Source organism: Hydrogenophaga crocea, assembly GCF_011388215.1.
Taxonomy (GTDB): Bacteria; Pseudomonadota; Gammaproteobacteria; order Burkholderiales; family Burkholderiaceae_C; genus Hydrogenophaga; species Hydrogenophaga crocea.
Genome location: NZ_CP049989.1, coordinates 4,380,403 through 4,404,805, shown reverse-complemented (window position 1 = coordinate 4,404,805; position 24,403 = coordinate 4,380,403). Strand labels below are relative to the sequence as shown.

Here is a 24,403-nt window from a genome sequence, read left to right as displayed (position 1 = left end):
GAAGCGCCTGCGGCAGGCGCTGGGCACCTGGGCGGACGATGGTGTCGTTCAAGGGGGCACGGACGTGCCCGGGGCTGGTGGACGCGGATTGCCGGTTGCAGATGCAGGCGGACCCGCGGCTTTCAAGCGCGAAGTGGCGATTTTAGCCGGGGGGCCTGAGCCGCGTCAGCGCCCGGCCGGGGCCTTGGCGGCGGCGTCCCCGCGGGCCAGCTGCTCGCCCGCGCGCAGGAATTTCTGGGGATCCTGGGGCACGCCCGCGACCCAGACCTCGAAGTGCAGGTGGGGGCCGGTGGAGCGGCCGCTGTTGCCCACATCGGCGATGCGCTGGCCGCGGCGCACGATGTCGCCCTTCTGCACGTGCACCTTGGAGGCGTGCGCGTAGCGCGTGACCAGGTTGTTGCCGTGGTCGATCTCGACCAGGTTGCCGTACGCGGGATGGAATTCCTGGGCGATCACCACGCCGCCCGCCGCGGCCAGGATGGGCGTGCCGATGTCGGCGGGAAAGTCGAGACCGGTGTGCAGGGCCGACTGGCCGGTGATGGGGTCGATGCGGAAACCGAAGGGCGAGCCCGGGCGCACGCCCACCACGGGCTCTTCGGTGGGCACCATCGAGCGCTGGATCTTCTGGTCGAACAGGCGCGACTCGATGGCCGTGAGCCAGTCGACCCGTGCGCCACTGCCCGCGTCGAGCGCGTCGAGTTCGCGCGAAAGTTCTTCCAGCGTGAGCGATCGGTTCGCCACCAGGGCGCCGCCCGAGCCGGGCAAGGGCGGGCGCGACTGCGCGGGCTCCAGGCCCGCGAGGCCCGACACGCGTTCGCCCAGCGCGTCGATCTGCATCAGCCGGGCCTGCATCTCGCCGAGCTTGCGCGCCATGGCGTCGAGGTTGGCGCGCAGGTAGGCGTCGCGGTCGCCAGCGTTGTCGCGGTGCACCAGCCGGGCCACCGATTCGAAGCCGGGCCAGCCGCGCCGGATGCCTTCGAGGAACACCCAGTGGTAGGTCGCCACGGCGCCGAACATCAGCAGCAGCACGGCCAGCACGGCCGCGCCGATCAGCTTCCAGCCGTTGAGGTGAAGGGCCTGGCGACGCGCCAGCCAGGCGTCGGTGATGATGATGTGCACGTCCTTGTCCTTTCGCGGGCCCCGGGCCCTGCTGCCGGCGGGGCCTGGGCGAAAATCGCGCCATGCCCGCTCACCGTTCGCCCTCGTTCCTCAGCCTGCAGGAGGCCGTGGGTGCCGCCCCCACGCTGGCCTTGCTGCGCGAGCGCGCCGAAGCCTCGCAACGCTGCCTGTCCCTGGTGCGCCCTCTGATGCCCGCCGGGCTGCGCCAGCAGGTGGCGCCCGGGCCCTGGGGCGATGGCGAGTGGTGCCTGCTGGTGGGCAACGCCGCCGCCGCTGCGAAGCTGCGTCAGCTGCTGCCCGCGATGCGCGAGGTGCTGGCGGAAAACGGGGCGCAGGTTAGCGCAATCCGCATCAAGGTCCAAGTGCCGGGGCGATGAGCCCGCGCGGGTGGGGGTCGGGTGGTGCCGCTTGTCCGAATCGAACGGACGACCTATCGCTTACAAGGCGAGTGCTCTACCAACTGAGCTAAAGCGGCACGGGACGGCCATTCTAGAGAAGCCCGGGCGCGCGCCGAGGGCGCGCGGCGCCGCCGGTCACTTCACGCGTTTGAGCTGCGGACGGCCACCAGGGCGCGGGCCATCGCCGCCGTCGCCAGGCTCGGTGGCTGGCGAATCGGGCGTGACGGCGCGCAGCGGCGTGGCCGGCGCGGCGGGTGCCGGAGTCTCCACCCCCGCGGCGATCGGCGCCGGCGCGGGAAAGGCCATGCCCTGCCCGTTCTCGCGCGCGTAGATGGCGATCACGTGCGTGACCGGCACCACGATGTCGCGCGCGATGCCGCCGAAGCGGGCCTTGAACTCGATGAACTCGTTGCCCAGGCGCAGGCCGTTGGTGGCGTCCATGCTCACGTTGAGCACGATCTCGCCGTTCTTCACGTACTCCATGGGCACCTGCACCGAGGCGTCCACGTGCACCGCGATGTAGGGCGAGAAGCCGTTCTCGCTGCACCACTCGTACAGCGCCCGGATCAGGTAGGGGCGCGTGGATGGGACGGGCGCTTCGGGAAGGCTCATGGCGAGCGCCTTACTTGCGCATGACCTTCTCGGACGGGGTCAGCGCCTCGATGTAGGCCGGGCGCGAGAAGATGCGCTCGGCGTACTTGAGCAGCGGCGCGGCGTTCTTGCTCAGCTCGATGCCGTAGAAGTCGAGGCGCCACAGCAGCGGCGCGATCGCGACGTCGAGCATCGAGAAGTTGTCGCCCAGCATGTACTTGTTCTTCATGAACACGGGGGCGAGCTGCGTCAGGCGGTCGCGGATGTGCGAACGGGCCTTCTCGAGCGCCTTGTCGTTGCCCTTGCTGCTGCGCGACTCGAGCACGGACACGTGCGTGAACAGCTCCTTCTCGAAGTTGAGCAGGAACAGGCGCACGCGCGCGCGGTCCACCGGGTCGCCGGGCATGAGCTGCGGGTGCGGGAAGCGCTCGTCGATGTACTCGTTGATGATGTTCGACTCGTACAGGATGAGGTCGCGCTCGACCAGGATGGGCACCTGGCCGTAGGGGTTCATCACGCTGATGTCTTCGGGCTTGTTGTACAAGTCCACGTCGCGGATCTCGAAGTCCATCCCTTTTTCGAACAGCACGAAGCGGCAGCGGTGCGAATAGGGGCAGGTGGTACCCGAGTACAAGACCATCATGATTGGCGTCTCCTGAAACAGAAAACAGTGGCATGCGTTTGTGCCGGTCCGGCACCGCAGGCCACTGTGGGCGGGAGCCGGCGCGGATCGCGCGCCAGCACCAGGGCTTACTTGACGTCTTTCCAGTACGCGGCGTTCAGACGCCAGGCGACCACGGTGAAGAACCCGAGGAAGATGAGCACCCAGACGCCCAGGCGCACGCGGGTGTTGGCCGCGGGTTCGGCCATCCACTGCAGGTAAGCCACGAGGTCGCCCACGTTCTGGTCGTACTGGGCCTGAGTCAGCTTGCCGGGCTTGACCTGGGTCCAGCCGGTCAGCACCTCGGTCTCGTGGCCATGGCTTTCAACCTTCTTGTAGACCGGGGCGCGCTCGCCCTGCAGCTCCCACAGCGGGTGCGGCATGCCGATGTTCGGGAAGGCCTTGTTGTTCCAGCCGGTCGGCTTGGTCTCGTCGCGGTAGTAGCTGCGCAGCAGCGTGTAGAGGTAGTCGGGGCCGCTGCCGGCGCTGCTCGAGCGCGAACGCGCCACCAGCGTCAGGTCGGGCGGGTTCTTGCCGAACCAGTCCTTGGCCAGCTTGGGATCGATGGCCGCCTTCATGGTGTCGCCGATCTTGTCGGTGGCGAAGGTCAGGTTCTCGGCGATCTGCTTGTCCGTCAGCCCGATGTCGCGCAGGCGGTTGTAGCGCATGAACGCGGCCGAGTGGCAGTTCAGGCAGTAGTTGACGAACAGCTTGGCGCCGTTTTGCAGGGCGGCCATGTCGTTGGTGCGCTGGGGCGCGCGGTCCAGCGGAATGCCGCCACCGGCGGCCAGTGCGGCACCGCTCACACCCAGGCTCAGGGCGAGGGCCAGAAGGATCTTCTTCATTGCTCTGTTTCTCCGGGATCGCGTGGGGTCAGTGCGGCTGGAAGGTCACACGGTTGGGCACGGGCTTGAACTCACCCAGGCGGCTCCACCACGGCATCAGCAGGAAGAAGCCGAAGTAGAACAGCGTGCCCACCTGGGAGACGCGCTCGCCGATCGGCGAGGGCGGCAGGATGCCCAGGTAGCCCAGCACGAAGAAGTTGAGCACGAACACGGCGTAGAGCCACTTGTTCCACGTCGGGCGGTAGCGGATCGACTTGACCGGGCTGTTGTCGAGCCAGGGCAGGAAGAACAGGATGATCACGGCCGCGCCCATCACGACCACACCCCAGAACTTGGCGTCGATGGACAGCATGGCGGCGCTCACGGCGATCGCGGCGGCCACGATGCCGCCCTTGACGGCACCGTTCACCTTGGCCTTGAGCACACCCAGCACGGCGCCGAGCACCACGCAGGCCACGAGCACGTACATCATCTCGGCGGTGATGGCGCGCAGCATCGAGTAGAAGGGCGTGAAGTACCAGACCGGCGCGATGTGCAGCGGCGTGGTCAGCGGGTCGGCCGGGATGAAGTTGTTGAACTCCAGGAAGTAGCCACCGAACTCGGGCGCGAAGAACACGATCGCCGAGAACACCATCAGGAACACCGACACGCCCAGGATGTCGTGCACGGTGTAGTACGGGTGGAACGGGATGCCGTCGACCGGCTTGCCGGACGCGTCCTTGTTGGCCTTGATCTCGACGCCGTCGGGGTTGTTCGAACCCACTTCGTGCAGCGCGATGATGTGCGCCACCACCAGACCCAGCAGCACCAGCGGCACCGCGATCACGTGGAAGCTGAAGAAGCGGTTCAGCGTGGCGTCGCCCACCACGTAGTCGCCGCGGATCAGCAGCGCGAGGTCGGGGCCGATGAAGGGGATGGCGGAGAACAGGTTCACGATCACCTGCGCGCCCCAGTAGGACATCTGGCCCCAGGGCAGCAGGTAGCCCATGAAGGCTTCGGCCATCAGGCACAGGAAGATCGCGCAGCCGAACACCCAGACCAGCTCGCGCGGCTTGCGGTAGCTGCCGTAGAGCAGGCCACGGAACATGTGCAGGTACACCACCACGAAGAACGCCGAGGCGCCGGTGGAGTGCATGTAGCGGATCAGCCAGCCCCAGGGCACGTCGCGCATGATGTACTCGACCGAGGCGAAGGCCACGTTCGCGTCGGGCTTGTAGTGCATCACCAGGAAGATGCCGGTGACGATCTGGATCACCAGCACCAGCAGGGCCAGCGAACCGAAGAAGTACCAGAAGTTGAAGTTCTTCGGTGCGTAGTACTCGGCCAGGTGCTCGTTGTAGAGCTTGCTCAGCGGGAAGCGGTTGTCGACCCAGTTCAGGGCCTTCTGGCTCAGCGGCGCGTCGGGGGAGATCTCTTTGAATTCAGCCATGGGGAAGCCTCATTGATTCGATGACGCGGCCTCAGGCCGACTTCTCTTCGCCGACCACGAGCAGGTTGTCGGACGCGTAGTAGTGCGGCGGGATCTCGAGGTTGTCGGGCGCGGGCTTGTTCTGGAACACGCGGCCGGCGACGTCGAACGTGGAGCCGTGGCAGGCGCAGAGGAAACCGCCCTTCCAGTCGTTGGGCAGCGACGGCTGCGGACCGGGAGTGAGCTTGTCGCCGGGCGAGCAACCCAGGTGGGTGCAGATGCCCACGGCCACGAAGAACTCGGGCTTGATCGAGCGGTGGCGGTTCTTGGCGTACGCCGGCGTGGGGATGGCCGTGCGGTTGGAGTTCGGGTCGGCGAGCTGGGCCTCGTCCTGCTCCAGGGTGGCCAGCTGCTCGGGCGTGCGGCGGAAGATCCACACCGGCTTGCCGCGCCATTCCACGATGCGCTTCTCGCCGGGAGCGATGGTGGAAATGTCCACTTCGACAGCCGCGCCGGCGGCCTTGGCGCGCTCGGAGGGCTGGAAGGAGCTCACGAAGGGCACGGCAACGGCCGCGGCACCCACGCCACCCATGGCGCAGGAGGTGATCAGCCAGGTCCGGCGGCTGCTGTCCACAGTGCCGTTGGTGGCCCCAGCGACTTGGCCGCTGTTGGCAGTAGCTTCACTCATGGGAGGAGTCTTTCTCGGGGTCGAGGGTGGGGATCTCAGGGACAACCCGGCATTGTACTGGACCGGTTTGCGGGTTTTCGAAGCTCCTTGCAGCGCAGTCGGTCTATCGCGCGACAGTGCCGCGCAAAGCCGGCGCCGGGCCCATGGCGCGTGTGAGAATGCCGCCCACAACAACCCCCGAGGAGCAGCCCATGGGCATGATGCAGGAGTTCAGAGAGTTCGCCGTCAAGGGCAATGTGATCGATCTCGCGGTCGGCGTGATCATCGGCGGCGCCTTTGGCAAGATCGTCAGTTCGCTGGTCGACGACGTGATCATGCCGGTGGTGGGCCTGGTGTTCGGCAAGCTCGACTTCAGCAACCTGTTCGTCGTGCTCGGCAGCGTGCCCGAGGGCACCGCGCGCACGCTGGCGGCCATGAAACAGGCCGGCGTGCCGGTGCTGGCCTATGGCAACTTCATCACGGTGGGCATCAACTTCCTGATCCTGGCCTTCATCATCTTCATGATGGTCAAGCAGGTGAACCGCCTCAAGCGCGAAGCGCCCCCGGCGCCGCCGGCCGCCACGCCGGAAGACATCGTGCTGCTGCGCGAGATCCGCGACAGCCTCAAGCGCTGAGTGCGCTGGCCGCTGCTGCGGCCTCGATCGCGGCGAGCAGGCTGTCCGCGCTGGCAATACCCTGGCCCGCGATGTCGAACGCGGTGCCGTGGTCTGGGCTTGTGCGCACGAAGGGCAGGCCCAGCGTGGTGTTCACGCCGTGCTCTACGCCCAGCAGCTTCACGGGGATCAGCCCCTGGTCGTGGTACATGGCCACGACCACGTCGAACGCGCCCTGGCGCGCGCGCATGAACACCGTGTCGGGCGGGTGCGGCCCGCTGGCCTCGATGCCCTCGGCCCGCGCCGCGGCCACGGCGGGCGCGATGTGCTCGATCTCTTCGCGGCCGAAGAGCCCGCCCTCCCCCGCGTGCGGGTTCAGCCCGGCCACCGCGATGCGCGGGCGCGCCAGCCCCATGCGCCGGAAGTGGGCGTGGGTGATGCGCACGGTCTGCAGCACGTTCGGCGCGCGCACCGCGTCGAGCGCTTCGCGCAGTGCCACGTGGATGCTCACGAGCACGGTGGCCAGGCCCGGGGCGCTGAGCATCATGCGCACCGGCACGGCGTCGATCGCCACGCCCAGGTGTTCGGCGGCCAGCGCCTGCAGCAGTTCGGTGTGGCCGGGAAACGGCTCACCGGCGGCGGCCAGCGCTTCCTTGTGCAGCGGTGCCGTGACCAGCGCCCGGGCCTGACCGGCCAGCACCGCGCGGGCGCCTGCCCGCACGGCCGCGGCCGCCGCCCGGCCGGCCTGCGCCGAGACCGCGCCCCAGGGCAAGGCGGGCAGTGCCTCGCCCACCTGCACCAAGGCCACCGCGCCGGGTGGCCGCGTCGCGGCGTCGGCCACCGCCGAGAGCTCGGCCAGCACCGGCGGGCCGGCCGGCGCCACCAGGTGCGCGGCGCGGTGCAGCGTGCCCACGTCGCCCAGTACCACGACCCGTTCGCGCAGCGCGGGGCGCTCGATCAGGGCGCGCATCACGGTCTCGGGGCCGATGCCCGCGGGATCGCCCATGCTGATGGCCAGCGGGAGATCGGTCACTGGACTACCCTCCGTCCTACGGACTGCGGGGCTATGCGCCTTGGGAGCGGCCCGGCGGCTCATGCCGGGTTCGGAATGTCGATGAACCGGTGCTCGATGCCGAGCTCGGACGCCACCTGCATGGCCACGGCGGGCGCGCCGTAGCGCTCGGTGGCGTGGTGGCCGCAGGCCAGGTAGGCCACGCCGCATTCGCGCGCGTAGTGGGCCTGCGGTTCGGAGATTTCGCCGGTGATGAAGGCGTCGACGCCGGCGGCGATCGCGGCCTCGAAGTAGCCCTGCGCACCGCCCGTGCACAGGCCGATGCGGCGCACCGGGCGGTCGGGTTCGGCCACCAGCGTGACCGCGCGACCCAGCGTGGCCTGCACGTGATCGGCCAGGGCGCGGGCGCTGGCGGCTTCACGCCGCCCCACGAAGCCCAGCGACTGGTCGCCGAAGCGCACGCCGTCTTCGAGTGCGATGCCGAGCACCCGGGCCAGTTGCGCGTTGTTGCCGAGCGCGGGGTGCGCGTCCAGCGGCAGGTGGTAGGCAAAGAGGCTGATGTCGTGCGCGAGCAGGCGCGACAGGCGCTGTTTCATCCAGCCGGTCACGCGCCCGTCCTGGCCACGCCAGAACAGGCCGTGGTGCACCACGATGGCGTCGGCGCCGGCCTCGATGGCGGCGTCGATGAGCGCGCGGCTCGCGGTCACGCCACTGACCAGCCGGCGCACCTCGCCGCGGCCCTCCACCTGCAGGCCGTTCGGGCCGTAGTCCTTGAACGCCGCGGGCTGCAGCAGGGCGTCGAACGCGTGGGCGAGTGCGTCGCGGGTGGTGCTCATCGGTGGGTCGCCGGGCGGGCGGGACTTGAAAAGCGGCATTCTGACAGCCACGTGCAAGGCACGGGGATGCAGGACAATCCCGTTTTCCGCCGCTCGCACCACCGCACCGAATGAAACGCCTCTGGCTCGTGTTTGCCCAAACCGTCACTGTCCTGGTGGCGGTGCTCTTCGTGGTCGCCACCCTGCAGCCGCAGTGGCTGGGCCGGCGTGCCATGCCCTCGGTGGTGCCGGTGTTCGAGGCCCTGCCCGGCAGCTCGCCCGCAGTGGGCGGCGATCCCGGCGCGGTGAGCCTGCGCGCAGCGGCCAAGGCAGCTTCCCCCGCGGTGGTCAGCATCAACACCAGCAAGGCCGCCCCCAACAACCCCAACAGCGCCGACCCCTGGTTCCGCTTCTTCTTCGGCGACCAGGCCAACAACCAGCCCCAGACCGGCCTGGGCTCGGGCGTGATCCTCAGCCCGGCGGGTTACGTGCTGACCAACAACCACGTGATCGAAGAGGCCGACGAGATCCAGGTCATCCTCAACGACGGCCGCCAGGCCAGCGCCCAGGTGATCGGCACCGACCCCGAGACCGACCTGGCCGTGCTCAAGATCGGCCTCACCGACCTGCCCGTGATCACGCTCGGCGACTCCGACGCGCTCGAGATCGGCGATCCGGTGCTGGCCATCGGCAACCCCTTCGGCGTGGGCCAGACCGTCACCAGCGGCATCGTGAGCGCGCTGGGCCGCACCCAGCTGGGCATCAACACCTTCGAGAACTTCATCCAGACCGATGCCGCGATCAACCCGGGCAACTCGGGCGGCGCGCTGGTCGACGTGCATGGCCACCTGATGGGCATCAACACCGCGATCTATTCACGCTCGGGCGGCTCCATGGGCATCGGCTTCGCCATTCCCACCTCGACCGCGCGCAGCGTGATGGAGGCCATCGTCAAGGACGGCCAGGTCACGCGCGGCTGGATCGGCGTGGAGCCCCAGGACCTCACGCCCGAGCTCGCGGAAAGCTTCGGCGTTGGCGTGCGCAGCGGCGTGATCATCACGGGCGTGCTGCAGAACGGCCCCGCGGCCCAGGCCGGCATCCGGCCGGGCGACGTGATCACGAAGGTGAAGGGCCGCGAGGTGCGCGACGTGCCGCAGCTGCTGTCGGCCGTGGCCGCGCTGCCCCCCGGCGAAAAGGCCGAGCTCGATGTGCTGCGCCGCGAAGCGTCGCTGAAGGTTCAGGTGACGCCCGGCAAGCGCAACCTTGCGCGCCAGGCCGTCAACCGCCGCTGAAGCCGCCTCAGGCGGCGGGCTTCTGGTCCGCGCCCTCTTCGTCCTCGCCGTCCTTGCGGCCGTTCTTGAGGAACAGCTGCGCGCCCCAGATACCGAGCTCGTAGAGCACGCACATGGGCACGGCCAGCGCGAGCTGCGAGATCACGTCGGGCGGGGTCACCACGGCGGCGATGATGAACGAGATGACGATGAAGTAGCCGCGGAAATCCTTGAGCTTCTGGATCGAGACCATGCCCATCTTCACGAGCAGGATGACCACGATGGGCACCTGGAAGGCCAGGCCGAACGCGAGGTACAGGCCCAGAATGGCCTCGACGTAGGACGCGATGTCGGGCGTGGCGGCCACGCTGGCGGGCGTGAACTTCTGGATGAACGCGAACATCTTGTCGAGCACGAAGAACTGCACGAACGCGATGCCCGCATAGGCCAGCAGGCTGCCCAGGAAGATCAGGGGCACGGCGAAGCGCTTCTCGTGGCTGTAGAGGCCCGGCGCGATGAACGACCAGAGCTGGTACATCCACCACGGCAGCGACAGCAGCACGGCGGCCATGGCCAGCACCTTGAGCGGCACGAAGAACGGCGAGAACACGCCCACGGCGATCAGGCGCGCGTCAGGCGGCATGTGCGCGCGGATGGGCACGGCCACGAGATCGATCAGGCCGGCCGGCCCGGGCCAGATCGCGAGCGCGGCCATGCAGACCGCCAGACCGATGACGCTGTAGAGGAGCCGGTCGCGCAGCTCCATCAGGTGCTGCACGAAGGGCTGTTCGGTGCCGGCGAGCTCGTCGGCGGGATCGGGCTTGTCGGACATCAGGATTTGCTGGACGGGCGGGGCCGGAAGCGGGCCACGCGGGCCGCGCCCGACTGGGTGCGCGTGCGGATGCCGGCGCGGGACTTGAACCACTGCGGCACCGCCTTCTGCTTCAGGCGGAAATTCTTCTTGGGGTGCTTGTAGACCGGGAACACCGGCTGGCCGTAGGCGTCGGCTTCACCGGGTTCGCGCAGCGGCTCGTTCAGGCCCGCCGTGGCCTCGGACCAGGACTTCTCGAAGTCGCTCGCGCCCGACTCGACCGAGGTCTGCACGTCGCGCGCCGCGCTTTCCACCGAGTCCTTCATCTTCTTGAGCTCTTCGAGCTCCATCGAGCGGTTGACCTCGGCTTTGACGTCGGCCACGTAGCGCTGGGCTTTGCCCAGCAGCGTGCCGACCGTGCGCGCCACGCGCGGCAGTTTCTCGGGACCGATGACGACCAGCGCCACCGCACCGATGAGCGCGAGCTTGGAAATGCCCAGATCGATCATGGATCAGCCCTTGCAGAGACGCTTCGGGGCTGTCGACCAGCCCCGGGTGTCGTCGCGACGAAGGAGTGAGCGTCGGGTGCCGACGGCTCAGCTCTTGTGCTTGGCTTCGACGTCGATGGTGCCCTTGTCGGCCGCGCTGTTCTGCGTGACCTGCTGGGGCGCCTGGCCCGCGGGGGCATCGGCGGCGTTCTGGCCGCCTTCTTTCATGCCGTCCTTGAAGCCCTTGACGGCGCCGCCGAGGTCGGAGCCGATGTTCTTGAGCTTCTTGGTGCCGAACACCATGACGACGATCAGCAGGACGATGAGCCAGTGCCAGATGGAAAACGTACCCATGTCAATCTCCAGAGAGGGTGGGGTGAGCGCGAGCCCAAGCGTCGGATTCTAAGCCGCGCCCGGGGTTCAACCGATGACAGTGCAAGGGCCCGAGCGGGGCGAATGGTCAACCGCGCGCCCAGGGACGCGGGCCGCCCATGACGTGCACGTGCAGGTGGTGCACTTCCTGGCCGCCTTCAAGGCCCGTGTTGCACACGATGCGAAAGCCGCCTTCGGGGTAGGGGTTGCAGCCCTGCTCGAGCGCGAGCCGGGGCGCGAGCGTGAGCATGCGGCCCATGAGGCGTTCGTGTTCGGCCCCGATCTGGGCCATGGACGGGATGTGGCGCCGGGGCACGAGCAGGAAGTGCACCGGCGCCCAGGGGTTGATGTCGTGGAAGGCGTAGATGTCCTCGTCTTCATAGACCTTCTTCGACGGGATCTGGCCGGCGACGATCTTGCAGAAGATGCAGTTGGGGTCGTGTGCGCTCATGGTGTCCGGGGGTCAGCGGGGCATCGGGCGGTTGTCGTTCATGTTCACCATGCCGCGGACGATGCGGTAGAGGAACCAGAGCGAGATCAGGCCCCAGGCGATCCAGCCCGGCGCGATCAGCAACAGCCACAGCGGCGAGGTGACGAGGTAGAGGATGGCGGCCCAGATCACCGTGCGGATGCGCCAGGCGAAGTGGCTGGCCTGCCAGGTGCCTTCGGCATCGCCCTTCTTCACGAGATCGATCACCAGCGCCACGATGAGCAGCGCCACACCGGGCTGCGTGGCCGGCAGCACCGCGCCCACGGCCACGATGAGGTGCAGCAGGTAGCTGAGCCAGCCCACGCTCTTGAGCGACTGGGCCTTTTCGCTGTCGGTGGTTTCCACGTCGATCACGTCGCTCATCGCCACACCCCTTTCAAGCGCTCATTCACCGGCCTCGCGCGCCTGCGCCTTGCGCAGCGCCTTCTCTTCGAGTCCGCTCAGGCCCTCGCGGCGCGCGAGTTCGGCCACCACCTCGGCCGGGCCCAGGCCGTAGTGGGCCAGGGCCACCATGCTGTGGAACCACAGATCGGCCACTTCGTTCACCAGTTTCTGCCGGTCGCCGCCGTGGTCGATGTCCTTGGCGGCCATCACGGCCTCGGTGGCCTCTTCACCGATCTTCTTGAGAAAGGCGTCGGGGCCCTTGTGCAGCAGGCGTGCGACGTAGCTCTTCTCGGGATCGCCGCCGTTGGCGGGCTTGCGGCTTTCGATCACGGCGGCCAGGCGGGCCAGGTCGTCGACGGTGCTCATGGTGTTACCTGTAGATCGATTCCGGGTCTTTCAAGACCGGCTCGACAGTGATCCATTGCCCGTTCTCGTGGCGCTGGAAGAAACAGCTGTGCCGGCCGGTGTGGCAGGCGATGCCGGGCTCATGGCCGAGCTGCGTGACCTTGAGCAGCACCACGTCGTTGTCGCAATCGAGCCGGATGTCGTGCACGGTCTGCACGTGGCCCGATTCTTCGCCCTTGAACCAGAGCTTGTGGCGCGAACGGCTGTAGTACACGGCGCGGCCGAGCTCGGCGGTCTTCTGCAGCGCTTCGCGGTTCATCCAGGCGAACATGAGCACATCGCCCGTGGCGGCCTCTTGCGCGATCACGGGCACCAGGCCCTGCGCGTCCCATTTCACGGCATCGAGCCAGTCCATCAGCGCCTCACGGGAATGCCACGCTCGGCCATGCGCGCCTTGGCCTGGGCCACGGTGTACTCGCCGTAGTGGAAGATGCTCGCGGCCAGCACGGCGTCGGCGCCGCCCTGCTGCACGCCGTCGGCGAGGTGGTCGAGGTTGCCCACACCGCCCGAGGCGATCACGGGCACGCTCACGGTGTCGGCCACGGCACGCGTGAGCGCGAGGTCGAAGCCCGACTTGGTGCCGTCGCGGTCCATGCTGGTGAGCAGGATCTCGCCCGCGCCGAGCTCGGCCATGCGCTGCGCCCAGGCCACGGCGTCGAGGCCGGTGTTCTTGCGGCCGCCATGGCTGTACACGTCCCAGCCCTCGCCGCGCTGCGCAAGGTCCTCGCCCTGGCGGCGCTTGGCGTCGATCGCCACCACGATGCACTGCGAGCCGTACTTGTCGGACGCGTCGCGGATGACCTGGGGGTTGGCGATGGCGGCCGAGTTGAAGCTGGTCTTGTCGGCACCCGCATTGAGCAGGCGGCGCACGTCTTCGACGGTGCGCACGCCGCCACCGACGGTGAGCGGAATGAAGACCTGCGAGGCCACGGCCTCGATGATGGGCAGGATCAGGTCGCGGCCGTCGCTGGTGGCGGTGATGTCGAGGAAGGTGAGCTCGTCGGCGCCCTGCTCGTTGTAGCGGGCCGCGATCTCCACCGGGTCGCCGGCGTCGCGCAGCTCGACGAAGTTCACGCCCTTGACGACGCGGCCACCCGTGACATCGAGGCAGGGAATGATGCGTTTGGCGAGCACGCGTTATCCGTTCAGCTCGTCGGCGAGCTTTTGCGCGGCTTCGAAATCGAGGTCGCCGCTGTAGATGGAGCGGCCGCAGATCACGCCTTCCACGCCCTCGTCTTCCACCGCGCAGAGCTTGCGGATGTCCTCGAGGTTGGACAGGCCACCCGAGGCGATCACGGGAATGGTCAGCGACTGCGCGAGCTTGACCGTGGCCTCGATGTTGATGCCCGTGAGCATGCCGTCGCGGCCGATGTCGGTGTAGACGATGGATTCGACGCCGTAGTCTTCGAACTTCTTCGCGAGGTCGATCACTTCGTGGCCGGTGAGCTTGCTCCAGCCGTCGGTGGCGACCTTGCCGTCCTTGGCATCGAGGCCCACGATGATGTGGCCGCCGAAGGCGGTGCAGGCGTCCTGCAGAAAGCCCGGGTTCTTGACCGCGGCGGTGCCGATGATCACGTAGCGCAGGCCGGCGTCGAGGTAGCGCTCGATGGTGTCGAGGTCGCGGATGCCGCCGCCCAGCTGCACGTCGACCTCGCTGCCGATTTCCTTGAGGATGGCGCGGATGGCCTGCTCGTTCTTGGGCTTGCCCGCGAACGCGCCGTTGAGGTCGACGAGATGCACGCGTCGCGCGCCCTTGGCCACCCAGTTGCGCGCCATGGCGGCCGGGTCTTCGCTGAACACCGTGGATTGGTCCATGTCGCCTTGCTTGAGGCGAACGCAGTGGCCGTCCTTGAGGTCGATGGCGGGAATCAGCAGCATGGTCGTGGGCAGGCGCGAGCCGAAAGCTCAGGGGTTCCAGGAAAGGAAGTTGCGGTAGAGCGCGAGGCCTTGGTCGGCACTCTTCTCGGGGTGAAACTGGGTCGCAAAAATGTTATCGCGTGCCACCGCGGCTGCAAAGCGGCCGCCGTAGTCGCATTCGCCGGCGACATGGGCCGCCAGCGCGGGCGCGGCGAAGTAGCTGTGCACGAAGTAGAAGTAGCTGCCGTCGGGCACGCCGGCCCACACCGGGTGCGGCCGGGTCTGGAACACGCGGTTCCAGCCCATCTGCGGCACCTTGAAGCGGCTGCCATCGGGCTGCAGCCGGCCCTCGAGCCGGAAGCGACGCACCTCGCCGGGGATCAGGCCCAGACCGTCGGTGGGGCCTTCTTCGCTGCGGTCGAGCAGCATCTGCATGCCCACGCAGACGCCGAACAGCGGCTTGTTCGCACAGGCGTGCAGCACCGCGTCCATCAGGCCCGAATCGGCGAGCGCGCGCATGCAGTCGCCCATGTGGCCCTGGCCGGGCAGCACCACGCGCTCCGCGGCCATGATCTCGGCGGCCGACTGGGTGACGACCACGTCGACACCGCTGCCCTGCGCCGCGTGCATCACCGCCTGCGAAACCGAGCGGAGGTTTCCGCTCTCGTAGTCGACCACGGCGACCGTCCTGGCTTTCATCGCACAGAAAAGAAAAAGATCAGAGGGAGCCCTTGGTCGAGGGAATCGCGTCGCCCAGGCGGGCGTCGCGCTCGAGGGCCATGCGCAGCGCGCGCGCGAAGGCCTTGAACACGGTCTCGGCCTGGTGGTGCGCGTTCTCGCCGTGCAGGTTGTCGATGTGCAGCGTGACGCCCGCGTGGTTCACGAAGCCCTGGAAGAACTCGTAGGTGAGCTGGGTGTCGAAGCCGCCGATCATGCCGGCCTTGAAGGGCACGCGCATGTGCAGGCCGGGCCGGCCGGAGAAGTCGATCACCACGCGCGAGAGCGCTTCGTCGAGCGGCACGTAGGCGTGGCCATAGCGGCGGATGCCCTTTTTGTCGCCCACGGCGCGCGCGAAGGCCTGGCCCAGCGTGATGCCCACGTCTTCCACCGTGTGGTGGCCGTCGATGTGCAGATCGCCCTCGGCCTGGATCTCGAGGTCGATCAGGCCGTGGCGCGCGATCTGGTCGAGCATGTGGTCGAAGAAGCCGATACCCGTGGCGAGCACGGCGACGCCGGTGCCGTCGAGGTTGACGCGCACACCGATGCGGGTCTCGCTGGTGTTGCGCTGCACGCTGGCGGCGCGCTCACCGGGGCCCGGATCGGGAAAGGCGGGCGTGGGGGTGTTCATAGGGCGGTCTGCAAGGCGCGGAGGAGCTGGGTGTTCTCGTCGGGAGAGCCCACCGTGAGCCGCAGACACTGGGCCAGCAGCGGGTGCATTGTAGAAACATTCTTCACGAGCACGCCCTGGGCCTTGAGGGCCTCGAAGCTGCGCTTCGCATCGGGCACGCGCACCAGCACCATGTTGGCCTGGCTCGGGAACGGCGTGACGCCGGGCATGGCGGCGAGCGCGGCAACGAGCCGCTCGCGCTGCTCGCGGATCTGCGCGGCCTGGCCCGCGAACACGTCGGCGTGTTCGAGCGCGAACAGCGCGCACTCGGCGTTGAGCACGCTCACGTTGTAGGGCGGGCGCAGCTTGTCGAACTCGTGCACCAGGGCCTGCGGCCCCACGAGGTAGCCGATGCGCACGCCCGCCAGGCCGAACTTGGACAGCGTGCGCATGAGCAGCACGTGTGCGTTGGCCCCGGGGTGGGCGCGCATCTCGTCGAGCCAGGTGTGGCTGGAGAAGGGCTGGTAGGCCTCGTCCATCACCACCAGGCCGCCGAAGCTGGCGGCCTCGGCGATGAGGCGGCGGATCACGGCCGCGTCCCACAGGTTGGCCGTGGGGTTGTTGGGGTAGGCCAGGTAGGTGATGGCGGGGCGGTGCTCGCGCATGGCGGCCAGCATGGCGGCTTCGTCGAGTTCGAATCCGGCCGTGAGCGGCACGCCGTGAAAACCCAGGCCCTGCAGCTGCGCGCTCATGGCATACATGACGAAGCCGGGCAGCGGCGCGAGGATGGTGGCGCCCGGCAGGTCGCAGCCCATGGCGATCAGCGAGATGAGTTCGTCCGACCCGTTGCCCAGCATCAGCGCGTGGCCGGGCGGCAGGTCGATGTGCTGCTCGAGCGCGCGCTTGAGCTCGTCGATGCGCGCGCCCGGGTAGCGGTTGATGGCCACGGCGCCGAGGCGGCGGCCGAGCTCGGCCTGCAGCGGCAGCGGCAGCGCGAAGGGGTTTTCCATCGCGTCGAGCTTGAGCATGCCGGCCGAGTTCTGGATCGCATAGGCGTGCATGGACTGCACGTCCTGGCGGATGCGGGCCATGGGGTTGGTGTTCAAAGGCGTGTTCATCGGGCACCTCGCATCGGGGGAACGTCGTTCAGGCGCAGTTCGGCGGCGCGCGCGTGGGCCTGCAGGCCTTCGCCATAGGCGAGTTCGGCGGCCACGGTACCGAGCGATTGCGCGCCCGCGGCGCTGACCTCGATCAGGCTGCTGCGCTTCTGGAAGTCGTACACCCCCAGCGGCGAGGAAAAACGGGCCGTGCCGCTGGTGGGCAGCACGTGGTTGGGACCGGCGCAGTAGTCGCCCAGGCTTTCGCTGGTGTACGCGCCGAGGAAGATCGCGCCGGCGTGCCGCAGCAGCGGCTCCCAGCGGTGCGGCTCGGCGCTCGAGACCTCGAGGTGCTCGGGCGCGATGCGGTTGCTGATGGCGCAGGCCTCTTCCATGCTGCGCGTGTGGATCAGCGCGCCGCGGTCGTTGAGACTCTTGGCGATGATGGCCGCGCGCGGCATGGTGGGCAGCAGGCGGTCGATCGCGGCCTGCACGGCGGCTATGTAGGCCGCGTCGGGGCACAGCAGGATGCTCTGCGCGAGTTCGTCGTGCTCGGCCTGGCTGAACAGGTCCATGGCCACCCACTCGGCCGGCGTGCTGCCGTCGGCGAGCACCAGGATCTCGCTCGGGCCCGCGATCATGTCGATGCCCACGGTGCCGAACACGCGCTTCTTGGCGCTGGCCACGTAGGCGTTGCCGGGGCCGGTGATCTTGTCGACCTTGGGCACGGTGGCCGTGCCGTAGGCCAGCGCGGCCACGGCCTGCGCGCCGCCGATGGTGAAGGCGCGCGTGACACCGGCCACGTGGGCCGCGGCCAGCACGAGTTCGTTGCGCTCGCCGCGCGCGGCCGTGGCCGCGCCGCTGCCGCCGGTGGCGACGCTGCCACGCACCGGCGTGGGCACCACCATCACGATCTCGGGCACGCCGGCCACGTGCGCGGGCACGGCGTTCATGATCAGGCTCGACGGGTAGGCGGCCTTGCCGCCGGGCACGTAGATGCCCACGCGGTCCAGCGGCGTGACCTTCTGGCCCAGCAGCGTGCCGTCTTCGTCGCGGTAGCTCCAGCCTTCGCCATTGGCTTTCTTCTGCGCCTCGTGGTAGCGGCGCACGCGCGCGGCCGCGGCCTGCAGGGCTTCGCGCTGCGCGGCGGGCAGGGCGTCGAAGGCGGCCTTGAAGTCGGCCTGGGTGAGTTCGAGTTCGGCCACGCTCGCGGCCTGCAGACCGTCGAAGCGCGCGGTGTACTCGAGCACCGCGGCATCGCCGCGCCGCTGCACGTCGGCCAGGATGTCGGCCACGCGCTGCTCGATCGCATGGTCCGTCTCGCTCGACCAATGCAGGCGCGCCGCGAAGCGCGCCTCGAAATCGGTTTGGGCGGTGGACAGGCGAAGGGGCGTGGCGGCGGGGTTCATGCGGTGGCGGTCAGGGCTGGATGGCGCCGGCGAAGGCGTCGATGAGGGGGCGCAGGCGCGCCTGTTTGAGTTTGAGGGCCGCCTGGTTCACCACCAGGCGGGAGCTGATGTCCATGATGCGCTCGACCTCCACGAGGTGGTTGGCCTTGAGCGTGTTGCCGGTGGACACGAGGTCCACGATGGCATCGGCCAGGCCGGTGAGCGGCGCGAGCTCCATGCTGCCGTAGAGCTTGATCAGGTCCACGTGCACGCCCTTGGCGGCGAAGAAGTCGCGCGCAATGGTGGTGTACTTGGTGGCCACGCGCAGGCGCGATCCCTGGCGCACGGCCGAGGCGTAGTCGAAATCGGCGCGCACGGCCACGCTCACGCGGCAGCGCGCGATGTTGAGGTCCAGCGGCTGGTACAGGCCCAGGCCGCCGTGCTCGATCAGCGTGTCCTTGCCGGTCACGCCGAGATCGGCGCCGCCGTGCTCCACATAGGTCGGCACGTCGGTGGCGCGCACCAGCACCACGCGCACGTCGTTCTGGTTGGTCGGCAGGATGAGCTTGCGCGACTTCTCCGGGTCTTCGAGCACCTCGATGCCGGCGGCGCGCAGCAGCGGCATCGTCTCGTCGAAGATGCGGCCCTTGGACAGGGCCAGCGTGATGGTCTGGCTCATTTGATGCGCTCGATGTCGGCGCCCAGGGCGCGCAGCTTCACTTCCATCTGGTCGTAGCCGCGGTCGAGGTGGTAGATGCGGTCGACGGTGGTCTCGCCCTCGGCCACCAGGCCGGCGATCACCAGGCTGGCCGAGGCACGCAGGTCGGTGGCCATCACGGTGGCGCCCGAGAGCTGGGGCACGCCTTCGACCATTGCCACCTTGCCCTCGGTCTGGATGCGCGCGCCCAGGCGCACCAGCTCGTTCACGTGCATGAAGCGGTTTTCGAAAATGGTCTCGGTGACCTTGCTGGTGCCGTCGGCCACGGCATTCACCGCCATGAACTGGGCCTGCATGTCGGTGGGGAAGCCGGGGTACTCGGTGGTGCGGAAGGTCTGGGCCTTGAGGCGGCCGCTGGCACGGATGCGGATGAAGGGCCCGGCGGCGTTCGAGCCGGCCTCGACCTCGGCGCCCGCGTCGGTGAGCTTGTCGATCACGGCGTCGAGGTGGTCGGCGCGCGCCTGGCGCAGCAGCACGTCGCCGCCCGTGGCGGCCACGGCGCACAGGAAGGTGCCGGTCTCGATGCGGTCGGCCACCACCTCGTGCGTGCAGCCATTGAGGCGTTCGACGCCCTGCACGTGGATGCGGCTGGTGCCGTGGCCTTCGATCTTCGCGCCCATCTTGATGAGCATCTCGGCGAGGTCGGTCACCTCGGGTTCCTGCGCCGCGTTCTCGAGCAGGGTCTCGCCCTCGGCCAGCGCCGCAGCCATGAGGAAGTTCTCGGTGCCGGTCACGGTGACCATGTCGGTGGCGATGCGCGCGCCGTGCAGGCGTTTGCGGCCCGCGGGCAGGCGCGCCACCATGTAGCCGTGTTCGACCACGATCTCGGCGCCCATGGCCTGCATGCCCTTGATGTGCTGGTCGACCGGCCGCGAACCGATGGCGCAGCCGCCGGGCAACGAGACGCGCGCCGCGCCGAAGCGCGCGAGCAGCGGGCCCAGCACCAGCACCGAGGCGCGCATGGTCTTCACGAGTTCGTAGGGCGCCTCGGCCTTGAGCACGCCGCGCGCGTGCAGCAGCAGGCCGCCGCGCTCGCCCGCCACGTCTTCGGTGTGCACGCCCATGTGGGTGAGCAACTGGCGCATGGTGCTCACGTCGCGCAGGCGCGGCACGTTGGTGAGCGTCACGGGCTCGTCGGTGAGCAGCGCGGCGCAGAGCTCGGGCAGGGCCGCGTTCTTGGCGCCGGAGACGGTGATCTCGCCGCTGAGCTTGCGGCCTCCGCGGATCAGGAGTTTGTCCATGCGTGCTTCAGCCTTGTGCGGCCCATTCGGCCGGCGTGAGGGTTTTCATCGACAGCGCGTGCACCTCGTCGGTGTGCATGCGCTGGCCCAGCGTGGCATAGACCGCCTGGTGGCGCTGGATGGCGCGCTTGCCTTCGAAGGCCGGCGAGACGATCACGGCCGACCAGTGACGGCCATCGCCGGTGACCTCGATGTGGTCGCAGGGCAGACCGGCGGCGATGAGGGCTTGCAGTTGTTCGGCGTTCATGGGTTCAGTGGCGGACCTTGTAGCCCGTCTTGAGCAGGTGCAGCGCGAGCGCGCTGACCGCGGCCAGCGCACCGCCCACCAGCAGCAGGCTGAGCCAGGGCGACACGTCGCTGCGGCCGAAGAAGCCGTAGCGGAAGCCGTCGATCATGTAGAAGAAGGGATTGAGGTGGCTCACCTTCTGCCAGAAGGCGGGCAGCGAGTGGATGGAGTAGAACACGCCCGAAAGAAAGGTCATGGGCATGATGATGAAGTTCTGGAACGCGGCCATCTGGTCGAACTTCTCGGCCCACAGGCCGGCGATCAGCCCGAGCGCGCCCAGCAGCGCCGCGCCCAGGACCGCGAACACCAGAATCCACAGCGGCGCCACCAGCGTGGGCTGCGCGAACCACCAGGCCACCGCCATCACGCCCGCGCCCACCGCGAGGCCGCGCACGATGGAAGAGCCAACATAGGCCACGAACCACGCGCGGTGCGACAGCGGCGTGAGCAACAGGAAGACCAGGTTGCCCATGATCTTGCTCTGGATCAGCGAGGAGCTGCTGTTGGCGAAGGCGTTCTGCAGCACGCTCATCATCACGAGGCCGGGCAGCAGGAAGGCGGTGTAGTTCACCGACTCGTAGACCTGCACGCGGTCTTCGAGCACGTGCGCAAAGATCAGCAGGTAGAGCAGCGCGGTGAGCACCGGCGCGGCCACGGTCTGGAACGAGACCTTCCAGAAGCGCAGCACCTCTTTGTAGAACAGCGTTTGCCAGCCGGTCATGATTTACGCGCCCCCACGCTCGGCACTGACGTGTCCTCGCTGCCCCCCGAGGGGGCTGCCCCGCCTTGGGGCGGCCCGGCGGCGGGGCGTGTGTGTGCACCCGTGAGATCGAGGAACACGTCCTCGAGGTCGGCCTTGCGCACCTCGATGTCCTCGGGCATCACACCGGCTTCGCGCAGGCGGGCCAGCACATGCTCCACGGCACGCGCATCGAGCGCGGGCAGTTGCACCACGCGGCCCGTGATGCGCGCCTGGGCCGCGATGTCGGCGGGCAGCGCGGCGTCGGTCTTGAAGCGCAGCACGTTGGACGCGGCGCGCGCGAGCAGCGCCGAGGTGGACTCGAGCGCCACCACCTGGCCCTGCTTGAGCATGGCGATGCGCCCGCACAGGGCCTCGGCCTCTTCGAGGTAATGGGTGGTGAGCAGCACCGTGCTGCCCAGGCGCTTGTTCAGGCCCGAGACGAACTGCCACAGGGTCTGGCGCAGCTCCACGTCCACACCCGCCGTGGGCTCGTCGAGCACGATCACGGGCGGCTTGTGAACCAGCGCCTGCGCGATCAGCACGCGGCGCTTCATGCCGCCCGAGAGCTGGCGCATGTTGGCCGTGGCCTTGTCGGCCAGACCCAGACCCGTCAGCAACTCGTCGATCCAGTCGTCGTTGCGGCGCACGCCGAAGTAGCCCGACTGGATGCGCAGGGTTTCGCGCACATTGAAGAAGGGGTCGAACACCAGTTCCTGCGGCACCACGCCCAGGTGGCGGCGTGCCTCGCGGTAGTCGCTGAGCACGTCGTGGCCGTGAACGACCACCCTGCCCTCGCTGGCGCGCGCGAGCCCGGCCAGGATGCTGATGAGCGTGGTCTTGCCCGCGCCATTGGGGCCGAGCAGGCCGAAGAACTCGCCGGGCTCGATGTCGAAGGACACCGAGCGAAGGGCGTGCAGGGGGCCACGGGTCGTGGCGTAGGTCTTGGAGACGTTCTGGAAGGAGACGGCTGGCATGCGCGGCGACACCGCTGGGTCGCCCGCGGCCCGCGGGACATCCGGGGCGGTGGCGAAAGCGGGATTTTACGGCCCGGGGCCTTTCCGCAGCGGCACCAGGGCCACCGCGGCCGGCTCAGGCGGTCAGCAACTCCTGCACGCCGTAGACGCGGACCAGGTCCTGCAGACGCGGCGGCCACTGCCGCACCTGCAGCGTGCGGCCCTGCTGCTGCAGTTCGCGACGCAACTCCAGCAGCACCGCCACGGCCGACGAATCGAAGTGGCGCAGGGCGCCCGCATCGACCGTGACGGCCGCGCCGCCCTCGCCCCCCGCCACCGCCGCGCGCAACGCGCCCAGGGTGGCAGCGGCCTCGTCGAGCGTGAGGCGTTCGGGCAGGCGGGGCTCGTTCATCAGCTGGTCTTGGCCGTGGCGCTGGCCTTGTTGCGCTGGGACAGCGATTTGATCAGGCCGTCGATGCCGTTGGCGTTGATCTCCTGGGCGAACTGGTTGCGGTAGGTTTCCACCAGCCACAGGCCGAGCACGTTCAGGTCGTAGATCTTCCAGCCGTCGCCCACCTTCTCGAGGCGGTAGTCGAGCTGGATGGGCTCGCCCTTGCCGCGCACCTCGGAGCGCACCACCACCTCGGTGTCTTCGGGGCGCATGCGCATGGGCTTGAAGCTCAGGGTCTGGTCGCGGACCTCGCCCAGCGCGCCCGAGTAGGTGCGCACCAGCAGGGCCTTGAACTCGGTTTCGAGCTGCTTCTGCTGCTCGGGCGTGGCCTGCCGCCAGCCGCGGCCCACCGCGGACGCGGTCATGCGCGTGAAGTTCACGTTGGGCATGATCTTGCTGTCGACCAGCGCCATGATCTTGTTCATGTCGCCGGCGCGGATCGCGGGATCGGTCTTGATGGTGTCGAGCACCTCGGTGGAGATGCGCTTGACCAGGGCATCGGGCGCTTCCGAGGCCGCGGCCGGCAGGCTCCAGGCCATCGCGGCCAGCGTGAGGCCGGCGATCCAGGCGCGTCGTTGCAGCAGGTTCTTCGTCATCGTGTGTTTCTCCGTGGCGGCCTCGTGGGCCGGGAAGACATCCTAGGGCTCAGAGCGGACGCTTCTGTGTCGGGTTCCGGGCCAAAGGTTGCGAGTCGTATCGCTGGTTTGCGCTCACTCTCGCGTCAGTTCCCGTTGCCCAGGCCGATGCCTTTGTCGATCATGTCGTTGATCTGGGTCTGGCGACGGCTGAGGTAGAAGTCGCGGGTGAAGCTGTACTTGTCGAGCGCCGCGTCGTCGAGCAGGTTGGACGCACGCAGCAGCTGCGCGCGCGTGTCCACGATGCGCAGGGCATAGAGGCTGTTGCGGGTGGGCACGTGGTCCACGTAGGCCACCGGATCGCCCGCGGCGTCGGCCACCATGCCCACGCTGTCGCGCGCGGTCGACGGGCCCAGCAGCGGCCACACCACGTACGGGCCCGAGGGCACGCCCCAGCGACCCATGGTCTGGCCGAAGTCGATGCGGCTGCGCGGAATGCCCGCCTCGCTCGCGATGTCGAGCAGGCCACCGAAGCCGAGCACGGTGTTGACGCCGAAGCGCATGAGGTTCTCGCCGCTTTCGCGCGGGCGCAGCTGCAGGCCCGCGTTCACCGCCGACCACAGGTCCCCCAGGTTGCTGAAGAAGTTGTTCACGCCGGTGCGCACCGGGCTGGGCGTGACCTTCACGTAGGCCGTGGCCACGGGCTTGAACACCGCTTCGTCGGCGGCGTCGTTGAAGCGCTGCACCTGGCGGTTGAAGGGTTCGAGCGGATCGCGCGGATCGGCATCGGGGCCGGTGGCGCAGCCGCCCAGGGCGACCAGGGCGGTGGCGGCGAGCGCAGGGCGCAGGGCGGGCAAGGGGGACGGCAGGTTCATGGTGGGTCTCCCAGCGAGAGGGTCACTGCGAGGTCGAAGGGGCGCCGGGGGCCGCCGGCTTGCTGTCGGCCCCTTCGGCGGCGCGGTTGAACAGGAACTGGCCGATGAGATTCTCCAGCACCAGGGCCGATTGCGTCTGCGTGACCACCGCACCGTCGGCGAGGTTGTCGGGGTCGCCCCCGGCCTCGATGCCGATGTACTGGTCACCCAGCAGGCCGCTGGTGAGGATCTTCATCGAGCTGTCCTTGGGAAAGGCGTAGCGCTTCTGCAGCGAGAGCGTGATGCTGGCCTGGAAGGTCTTGTCGTCGAAGCCGATGTTCTCGACCCGGCCCACCACCACACCGGCGCTGCGCACCGCGGCGCCGGGCTTGAGACCGCCGGCGTTGTCGAAGCGCGCGGTGACGCGGTAGGTGGGCTCGAAGTTCAGGCTCAGCAGGTTGGCCGATTGCAGCGCGAGGAACAGGATGGCCGCCCCGCCGATGAGCACGAAGAGGCCGACCCAGAAATCGTTCTTGGAGGAGGTCATGGTGTTTCTCCAGGGA

General features: G+C 68.7%; 33 protein-coding genes and 1 tRNA gene. 3 read left to right on the top strand and 31 right to left on the bottom strand.

What is annotated here, in order from left to right; translation table 11 throughout:
* Positions 1–165 precede the first annotated feature (165 nt).
* A complete protein-coding gene (locus tag G9Q37_RS21000; protein WP_166230480.1) occupies positions 166–1,119 on the bottom strand; it encodes a M23 family metallopeptidase in 954 nt (317 codons plus the stop codon).
* Between the two features lie 62 nt (positions 1,120–1,181).
* On the opposite strand from G9Q37_RS21000, the gene G9Q37_RS20995 reads away from it, so the two are divergent.
* A complete protein-coding gene (locus G9Q37_RS20995) occupies positions 1,182–1,496 on the top strand; it encodes a DciA family protein (RefSeq protein ID WP_166230478.1) in 315 nt (104 codons plus the stop codon).
* Between the two features lie 22 nt (positions 1,497–1,518).
* On the opposite strand, the gene G9Q37_RS20990 is transcribed toward G9Q37_RS20995, so the two are convergent.
* The 6 genes from G9Q37_RS20990 to petA form a co-directional block, all read right to left on the bottom strand.
* Positions 1,519–1,594 (bottom strand) — tRNA-Thr (locus G9Q37_RS20990).
* 58 nt (positions 1,595–1,652) lie between these two features.
* Positions 1,653–2,129 carry a ClpXP protease specificity-enhancing factor gene (locus tag G9Q37_RS20985; protein ID WP_166230476.1) on the bottom strand — a complete coding sequence of 159 codons (477 nt, stop codon included), beginning with the start codon at positions 2,127–2,129 and terminating at the stop codon, positions 1,653–1,655.
* A gap of 10 nt (positions 2,130–2,139) precedes the next feature.
* Positions 2,140–2,751, bottom strand: a complete 612-nt coding sequence (locus G9Q37_RS20980; protein WP_166230474.1) for a glutathione S-transferase N-terminal domain-containing protein — start codon at positions 2,749–2,751, stop codon at positions 2,140–2,142.
* Between the two features lie 107 nt (positions 2,752–2,858).
* The gene (locus tag G9Q37_RS20975) at positions 2,859–3,614 is read right to left on the bottom strand and encodes a cytochrome c1 (RefSeq protein ID WP_166230472.1); all 756 of its coding nucleotides are present in this window, start codon (positions 3,612–3,614) and stop codon (positions 2,859–2,861) included.
* A gap of 28 nt (positions 3,615–3,642) precedes the next feature.
* The gene (locus tag G9Q37_RS20970) at positions 3,643–5,043 is read right to left on the bottom strand and encodes a cytochrome b (RefSeq protein ID WP_166230470.1); all 1,401 of its coding nucleotides are present in this window, start codon (positions 5,041–5,043) and stop codon (positions 3,643–3,645) included.
* A 31-nt stretch (positions 5,044–5,074) separates the two neighbouring features.
* Positions 5,075–5,710, bottom strand: coding sequence for a ubiquinol-cytochrome c reductase iron-sulfur subunit (gene petA, locus G9Q37_RS20965; protein WP_166230468.1), 636 nt, complete (start codon positions 5,708–5,710; stop codon positions 5,075–5,077).
* A 191-nt stretch (positions 5,711–5,901) separates the two neighbouring features.
* Between petA and mscL the strand changes: the two genes are divergently transcribed.
* Positions 5,902–6,324, top strand: coding sequence for a large conductance mechanosensitive channel protein MscL (gene mscL / locus G9Q37_RS20960; RefSeq protein ID WP_166230466.1), 423 nt, complete (start codon positions 5,902–5,904; stop codon positions 6,322–6,324).
* On the opposite strand, the gene pdxA is transcribed toward mscL, so the two are convergent.
* Positions 6,314–7,336 (bottom strand): 4-hydroxythreonine-4-phosphate dehydrogenase PdxA, encoded by a 1,023-nt coding sequence (gene pdxA / locus G9Q37_RS20955; protein ID WP_240936448.1) that lies wholly within the window; start codon positions 7,334–7,336, stop codon positions 6,314–6,316. The genes mscL and pdxA overlap by 11 nt on opposite strands.
* A gap of 59 nt (positions 7,337–7,395) precedes the next feature.
* Positions 7,396–8,151, bottom strand: coding sequence for a Nif3-like dinuclear metal center hexameric protein (locus G9Q37_RS20950; protein WP_166230462.1), 756 nt, complete (start codon positions 8,149–8,151; stop codon positions 7,396–7,398).
* Positions 8,152–8,261: 110 nt separating this feature from the next.
* Between G9Q37_RS20950 and G9Q37_RS20945 the strand changes: the two genes are divergently transcribed.
* Positions 8,262–9,422, top strand: a complete 1,161-nt coding sequence (locus G9Q37_RS20945) for a Do family serine endopeptidase (protein ID WP_166230460.1) — start codon at positions 8,262–8,264, stop codon at positions 9,420–9,422.
* Between the two features lie 7 nt (positions 9,423–9,429).
* On the opposite strand, the gene tatC is transcribed toward G9Q37_RS20945, so the two are convergent.
* From tatC to mlaD, 22 genes are all read right to left on the bottom strand, one after another.
* Positions 9,430–10,233 carry a twin-arginine translocase subunit TatC gene (gene tatC / locus G9Q37_RS20940; protein WP_166230458.1) on the bottom strand — a complete coding sequence of 268 codons (804 nt, stop codon included), beginning with the start codon at positions 10,231–10,233 and terminating at the stop codon, positions 9,430–9,432.
* A complete protein-coding gene (gene tatB / locus G9Q37_RS20935) occupies positions 10,233–10,721 on the bottom strand; it encodes a Sec-independent protein translocase protein TatB (protein ID WP_166230456.1) in 489 nt (162 codons plus the stop codon). The genes tatC and tatB overlap by 1 nt, the downstream gene beginning before the upstream one ends.
* A gap of 87 nt (positions 10,722–10,808) precedes the next feature.
* Complete coding sequence (gene tatA, locus G9Q37_RS20930) at positions 10,809–11,054, bottom strand: Sec-independent protein translocase subunit TatA (RefSeq protein WP_166230454.1); 246 nt, start codon at positions 11,052–11,054, stop codon at positions 10,809–10,811.
* Positions 11,055–11,160: 106 nt separating this feature from the next.
* Positions 11,161–11,523: a histidine triad nucleotide-binding protein gene (locus tag G9Q37_RS20925; RefSeq protein ID WP_166230452.1), complete on the bottom strand. Its 363-nt coding sequence runs from the start codon at positions 11,521–11,523 to the stop codon at positions 11,161–11,163.
* Between the two features lie 12 nt (positions 11,524–11,535).
* On the bottom strand, positions 11,536–11,925 hold the full coding sequence (locus tag G9Q37_RS20920) for a DUF4870 family protein (protein ID WP_166230450.1): 390 nt from the start codon (positions 11,923–11,925) through the stop codon (positions 11,536–11,538).
* Positions 11,926–11,946: 21 nt separating this feature from the next.
* A complete protein-coding gene (locus G9Q37_RS20915) occupies positions 11,947–12,312 on the bottom strand; it encodes a phosphoribosyl-ATP diphosphatase (protein WP_166230448.1) in 366 nt (121 codons plus the stop codon).
* Between the two features lie 4 nt (positions 12,313–12,316).
* Positions 12,317–12,706: a phosphoribosyl-AMP cyclohydrolase gene (hisI, locus tag G9Q37_RS20910; RefSeq protein ID WP_166230446.1), complete on the bottom strand. Its 390-nt coding sequence runs from the start codon at positions 12,704–12,706 to the stop codon at positions 12,317–12,319.
* Positions 12,706–13,485 (bottom strand): imidazole glycerol phosphate synthase subunit HisF, encoded by a 780-nt coding sequence (gene hisF, locus G9Q37_RS20905; RefSeq protein ID WP_166230444.1) that lies wholly within the window; start codon positions 13,483–13,485, stop codon positions 12,706–12,708. The genes hisI and hisF overlap by 1 nt, the downstream gene beginning before the upstream one ends.
* A gap of 3 nt (positions 13,486–13,488) precedes the next feature.
* Positions 13,489–14,229: a 1-(5-phosphoribosyl)-5-[(5-phosphoribosylamino)methylideneamino]imidazole-4-carboxamide isomerase gene (gene hisA, locus G9Q37_RS20900; RefSeq protein ID WP_166230442.1), complete on the bottom strand. Its 741-nt coding sequence runs from the start codon at positions 14,227–14,229 to the stop codon at positions 13,489–13,491.
* Positions 14,230–14,256: 27 nt separating this feature from the next.
* Positions 14,257–14,907 carry an imidazole glycerol phosphate synthase subunit HisH gene (gene hisH / locus G9Q37_RS20895; RefSeq protein WP_166230440.1) on the bottom strand — a complete coding sequence of 217 codons (651 nt, stop codon included), beginning with the start codon at positions 14,905–14,907 and terminating at the stop codon, positions 14,257–14,259.
* 19 nt (positions 14,908–14,926) lie between these two features.
* Positions 14,927–15,556, bottom strand: a complete 630-nt coding sequence (gene hisB / locus G9Q37_RS20890; protein ID WP_166230438.1) for an imidazoleglycerol-phosphate dehydratase HisB — start codon at positions 15,554–15,556, stop codon at positions 14,927–14,929.
* Positions 15,553–16,653 (bottom strand): histidinol-phosphate transaminase, encoded by a 1,101-nt coding sequence (gene hisC / locus G9Q37_RS20885; protein WP_166230436.1) that lies wholly within the window; start codon positions 16,651–16,653, stop codon positions 15,553–15,555. Before hisC ends, hisB begins: the two co-directional genes overlap by 4 nt.
* On the bottom strand, positions 16,650–18,041 hold the full coding sequence (gene hisD, locus G9Q37_RS20880; RefSeq protein ID WP_166230434.1) for a histidinol dehydrogenase: 1,392 nt from the start codon (positions 18,039–18,041) through the stop codon (positions 16,650–16,652). Before hisD ends, hisC begins: the two co-directional genes overlap by 4 nt.
* Positions 18,042–18,051: 10 nt before the next feature.
* The gene (gene hisG, locus G9Q37_RS20875) at positions 18,052–18,699 is read right to left on the bottom strand and encodes an ATP phosphoribosyltransferase (protein WP_166230432.1); all 648 of its coding nucleotides are present in this window, start codon (positions 18,697–18,699) and stop codon (positions 18,052–18,054) included.
* The gene (gene murA, locus G9Q37_RS20870) at positions 18,696–19,979 is read right to left on the bottom strand and encodes a UDP-N-acetylglucosamine 1-carboxyvinyltransferase (protein ID WP_166230430.1); all 1,284 of its coding nucleotides are present in this window, start codon (positions 19,977–19,979) and stop codon (positions 18,696–18,698) included. The genes hisG and murA overlap by 4 nt, the downstream gene beginning before the upstream one ends.
* A 7-nt stretch (positions 19,980–19,986) precedes the next feature.
* A complete protein-coding gene (locus G9Q37_RS20865) occupies positions 19,987–20,226 on the bottom strand; it encodes a BolA family protein (protein WP_166230428.1) in 240 nt (79 codons plus the stop codon).
* Positions 20,227–20,230: 4 nt separating this feature from the next.
* A complete protein-coding gene (locus G9Q37_RS20860) occupies positions 20,231–20,986 on the bottom strand; it encodes an ABC transporter permease (RefSeq protein WP_166230426.1) in 756 nt (251 codons plus the stop codon).
* Positions 20,983–21,981 carry an ABC transporter ATP-binding protein gene (locus G9Q37_RS20855; RefSeq protein ID WP_166230424.1) on the bottom strand — a complete coding sequence of 333 codons (999 nt, stop codon included), beginning with the start codon at positions 21,979–21,981 and terminating at the stop codon, positions 20,983–20,985. The genes G9Q37_RS20860 and G9Q37_RS20855 overlap by 4 nt, the downstream gene beginning before the upstream one ends.
* Before the next feature lie 115 nt (positions 21,982–22,096).
* The gene (locus G9Q37_RS20850; RefSeq protein WP_166230422.1) at positions 22,097–22,372 is read right to left on the bottom strand and encodes an STAS domain-containing protein; all 276 of its coding nucleotides are present in this window, start codon (positions 22,370–22,372) and stop codon (positions 22,097–22,099) included.
* Positions 22,372–23,007, bottom strand: coding sequence for an MlaC/ttg2D family ABC transporter substrate-binding protein (locus G9Q37_RS20845; protein WP_166230420.1), 636 nt, complete (start codon positions 23,005–23,007; stop codon positions 22,372–22,374). The genes G9Q37_RS20850 and G9Q37_RS20845 overlap by 1 nt, the downstream gene beginning before the upstream one ends.
* A gap of 125 nt (positions 23,008–23,132) precedes the next feature.
* A complete protein-coding gene (locus G9Q37_RS20840; RefSeq protein ID WP_166230418.1) occupies positions 23,133–23,861 on the bottom strand; it encodes an MlaA family lipoprotein in 729 nt (242 codons plus the stop codon).
* A 22-nt stretch (positions 23,862–23,883) separates the two neighbouring features.
* On the bottom strand, positions 23,884–24,387 hold the full coding sequence (gene mlaD / locus G9Q37_RS20835) for an outer membrane lipid asymmetry maintenance protein MlaD (RefSeq protein ID WP_166230416.1): 504 nt from the start codon (positions 24,385–24,387) through the stop codon (positions 23,884–23,886).
* Positions 24,388–24,403 lie beyond the last annotated feature (16 nt).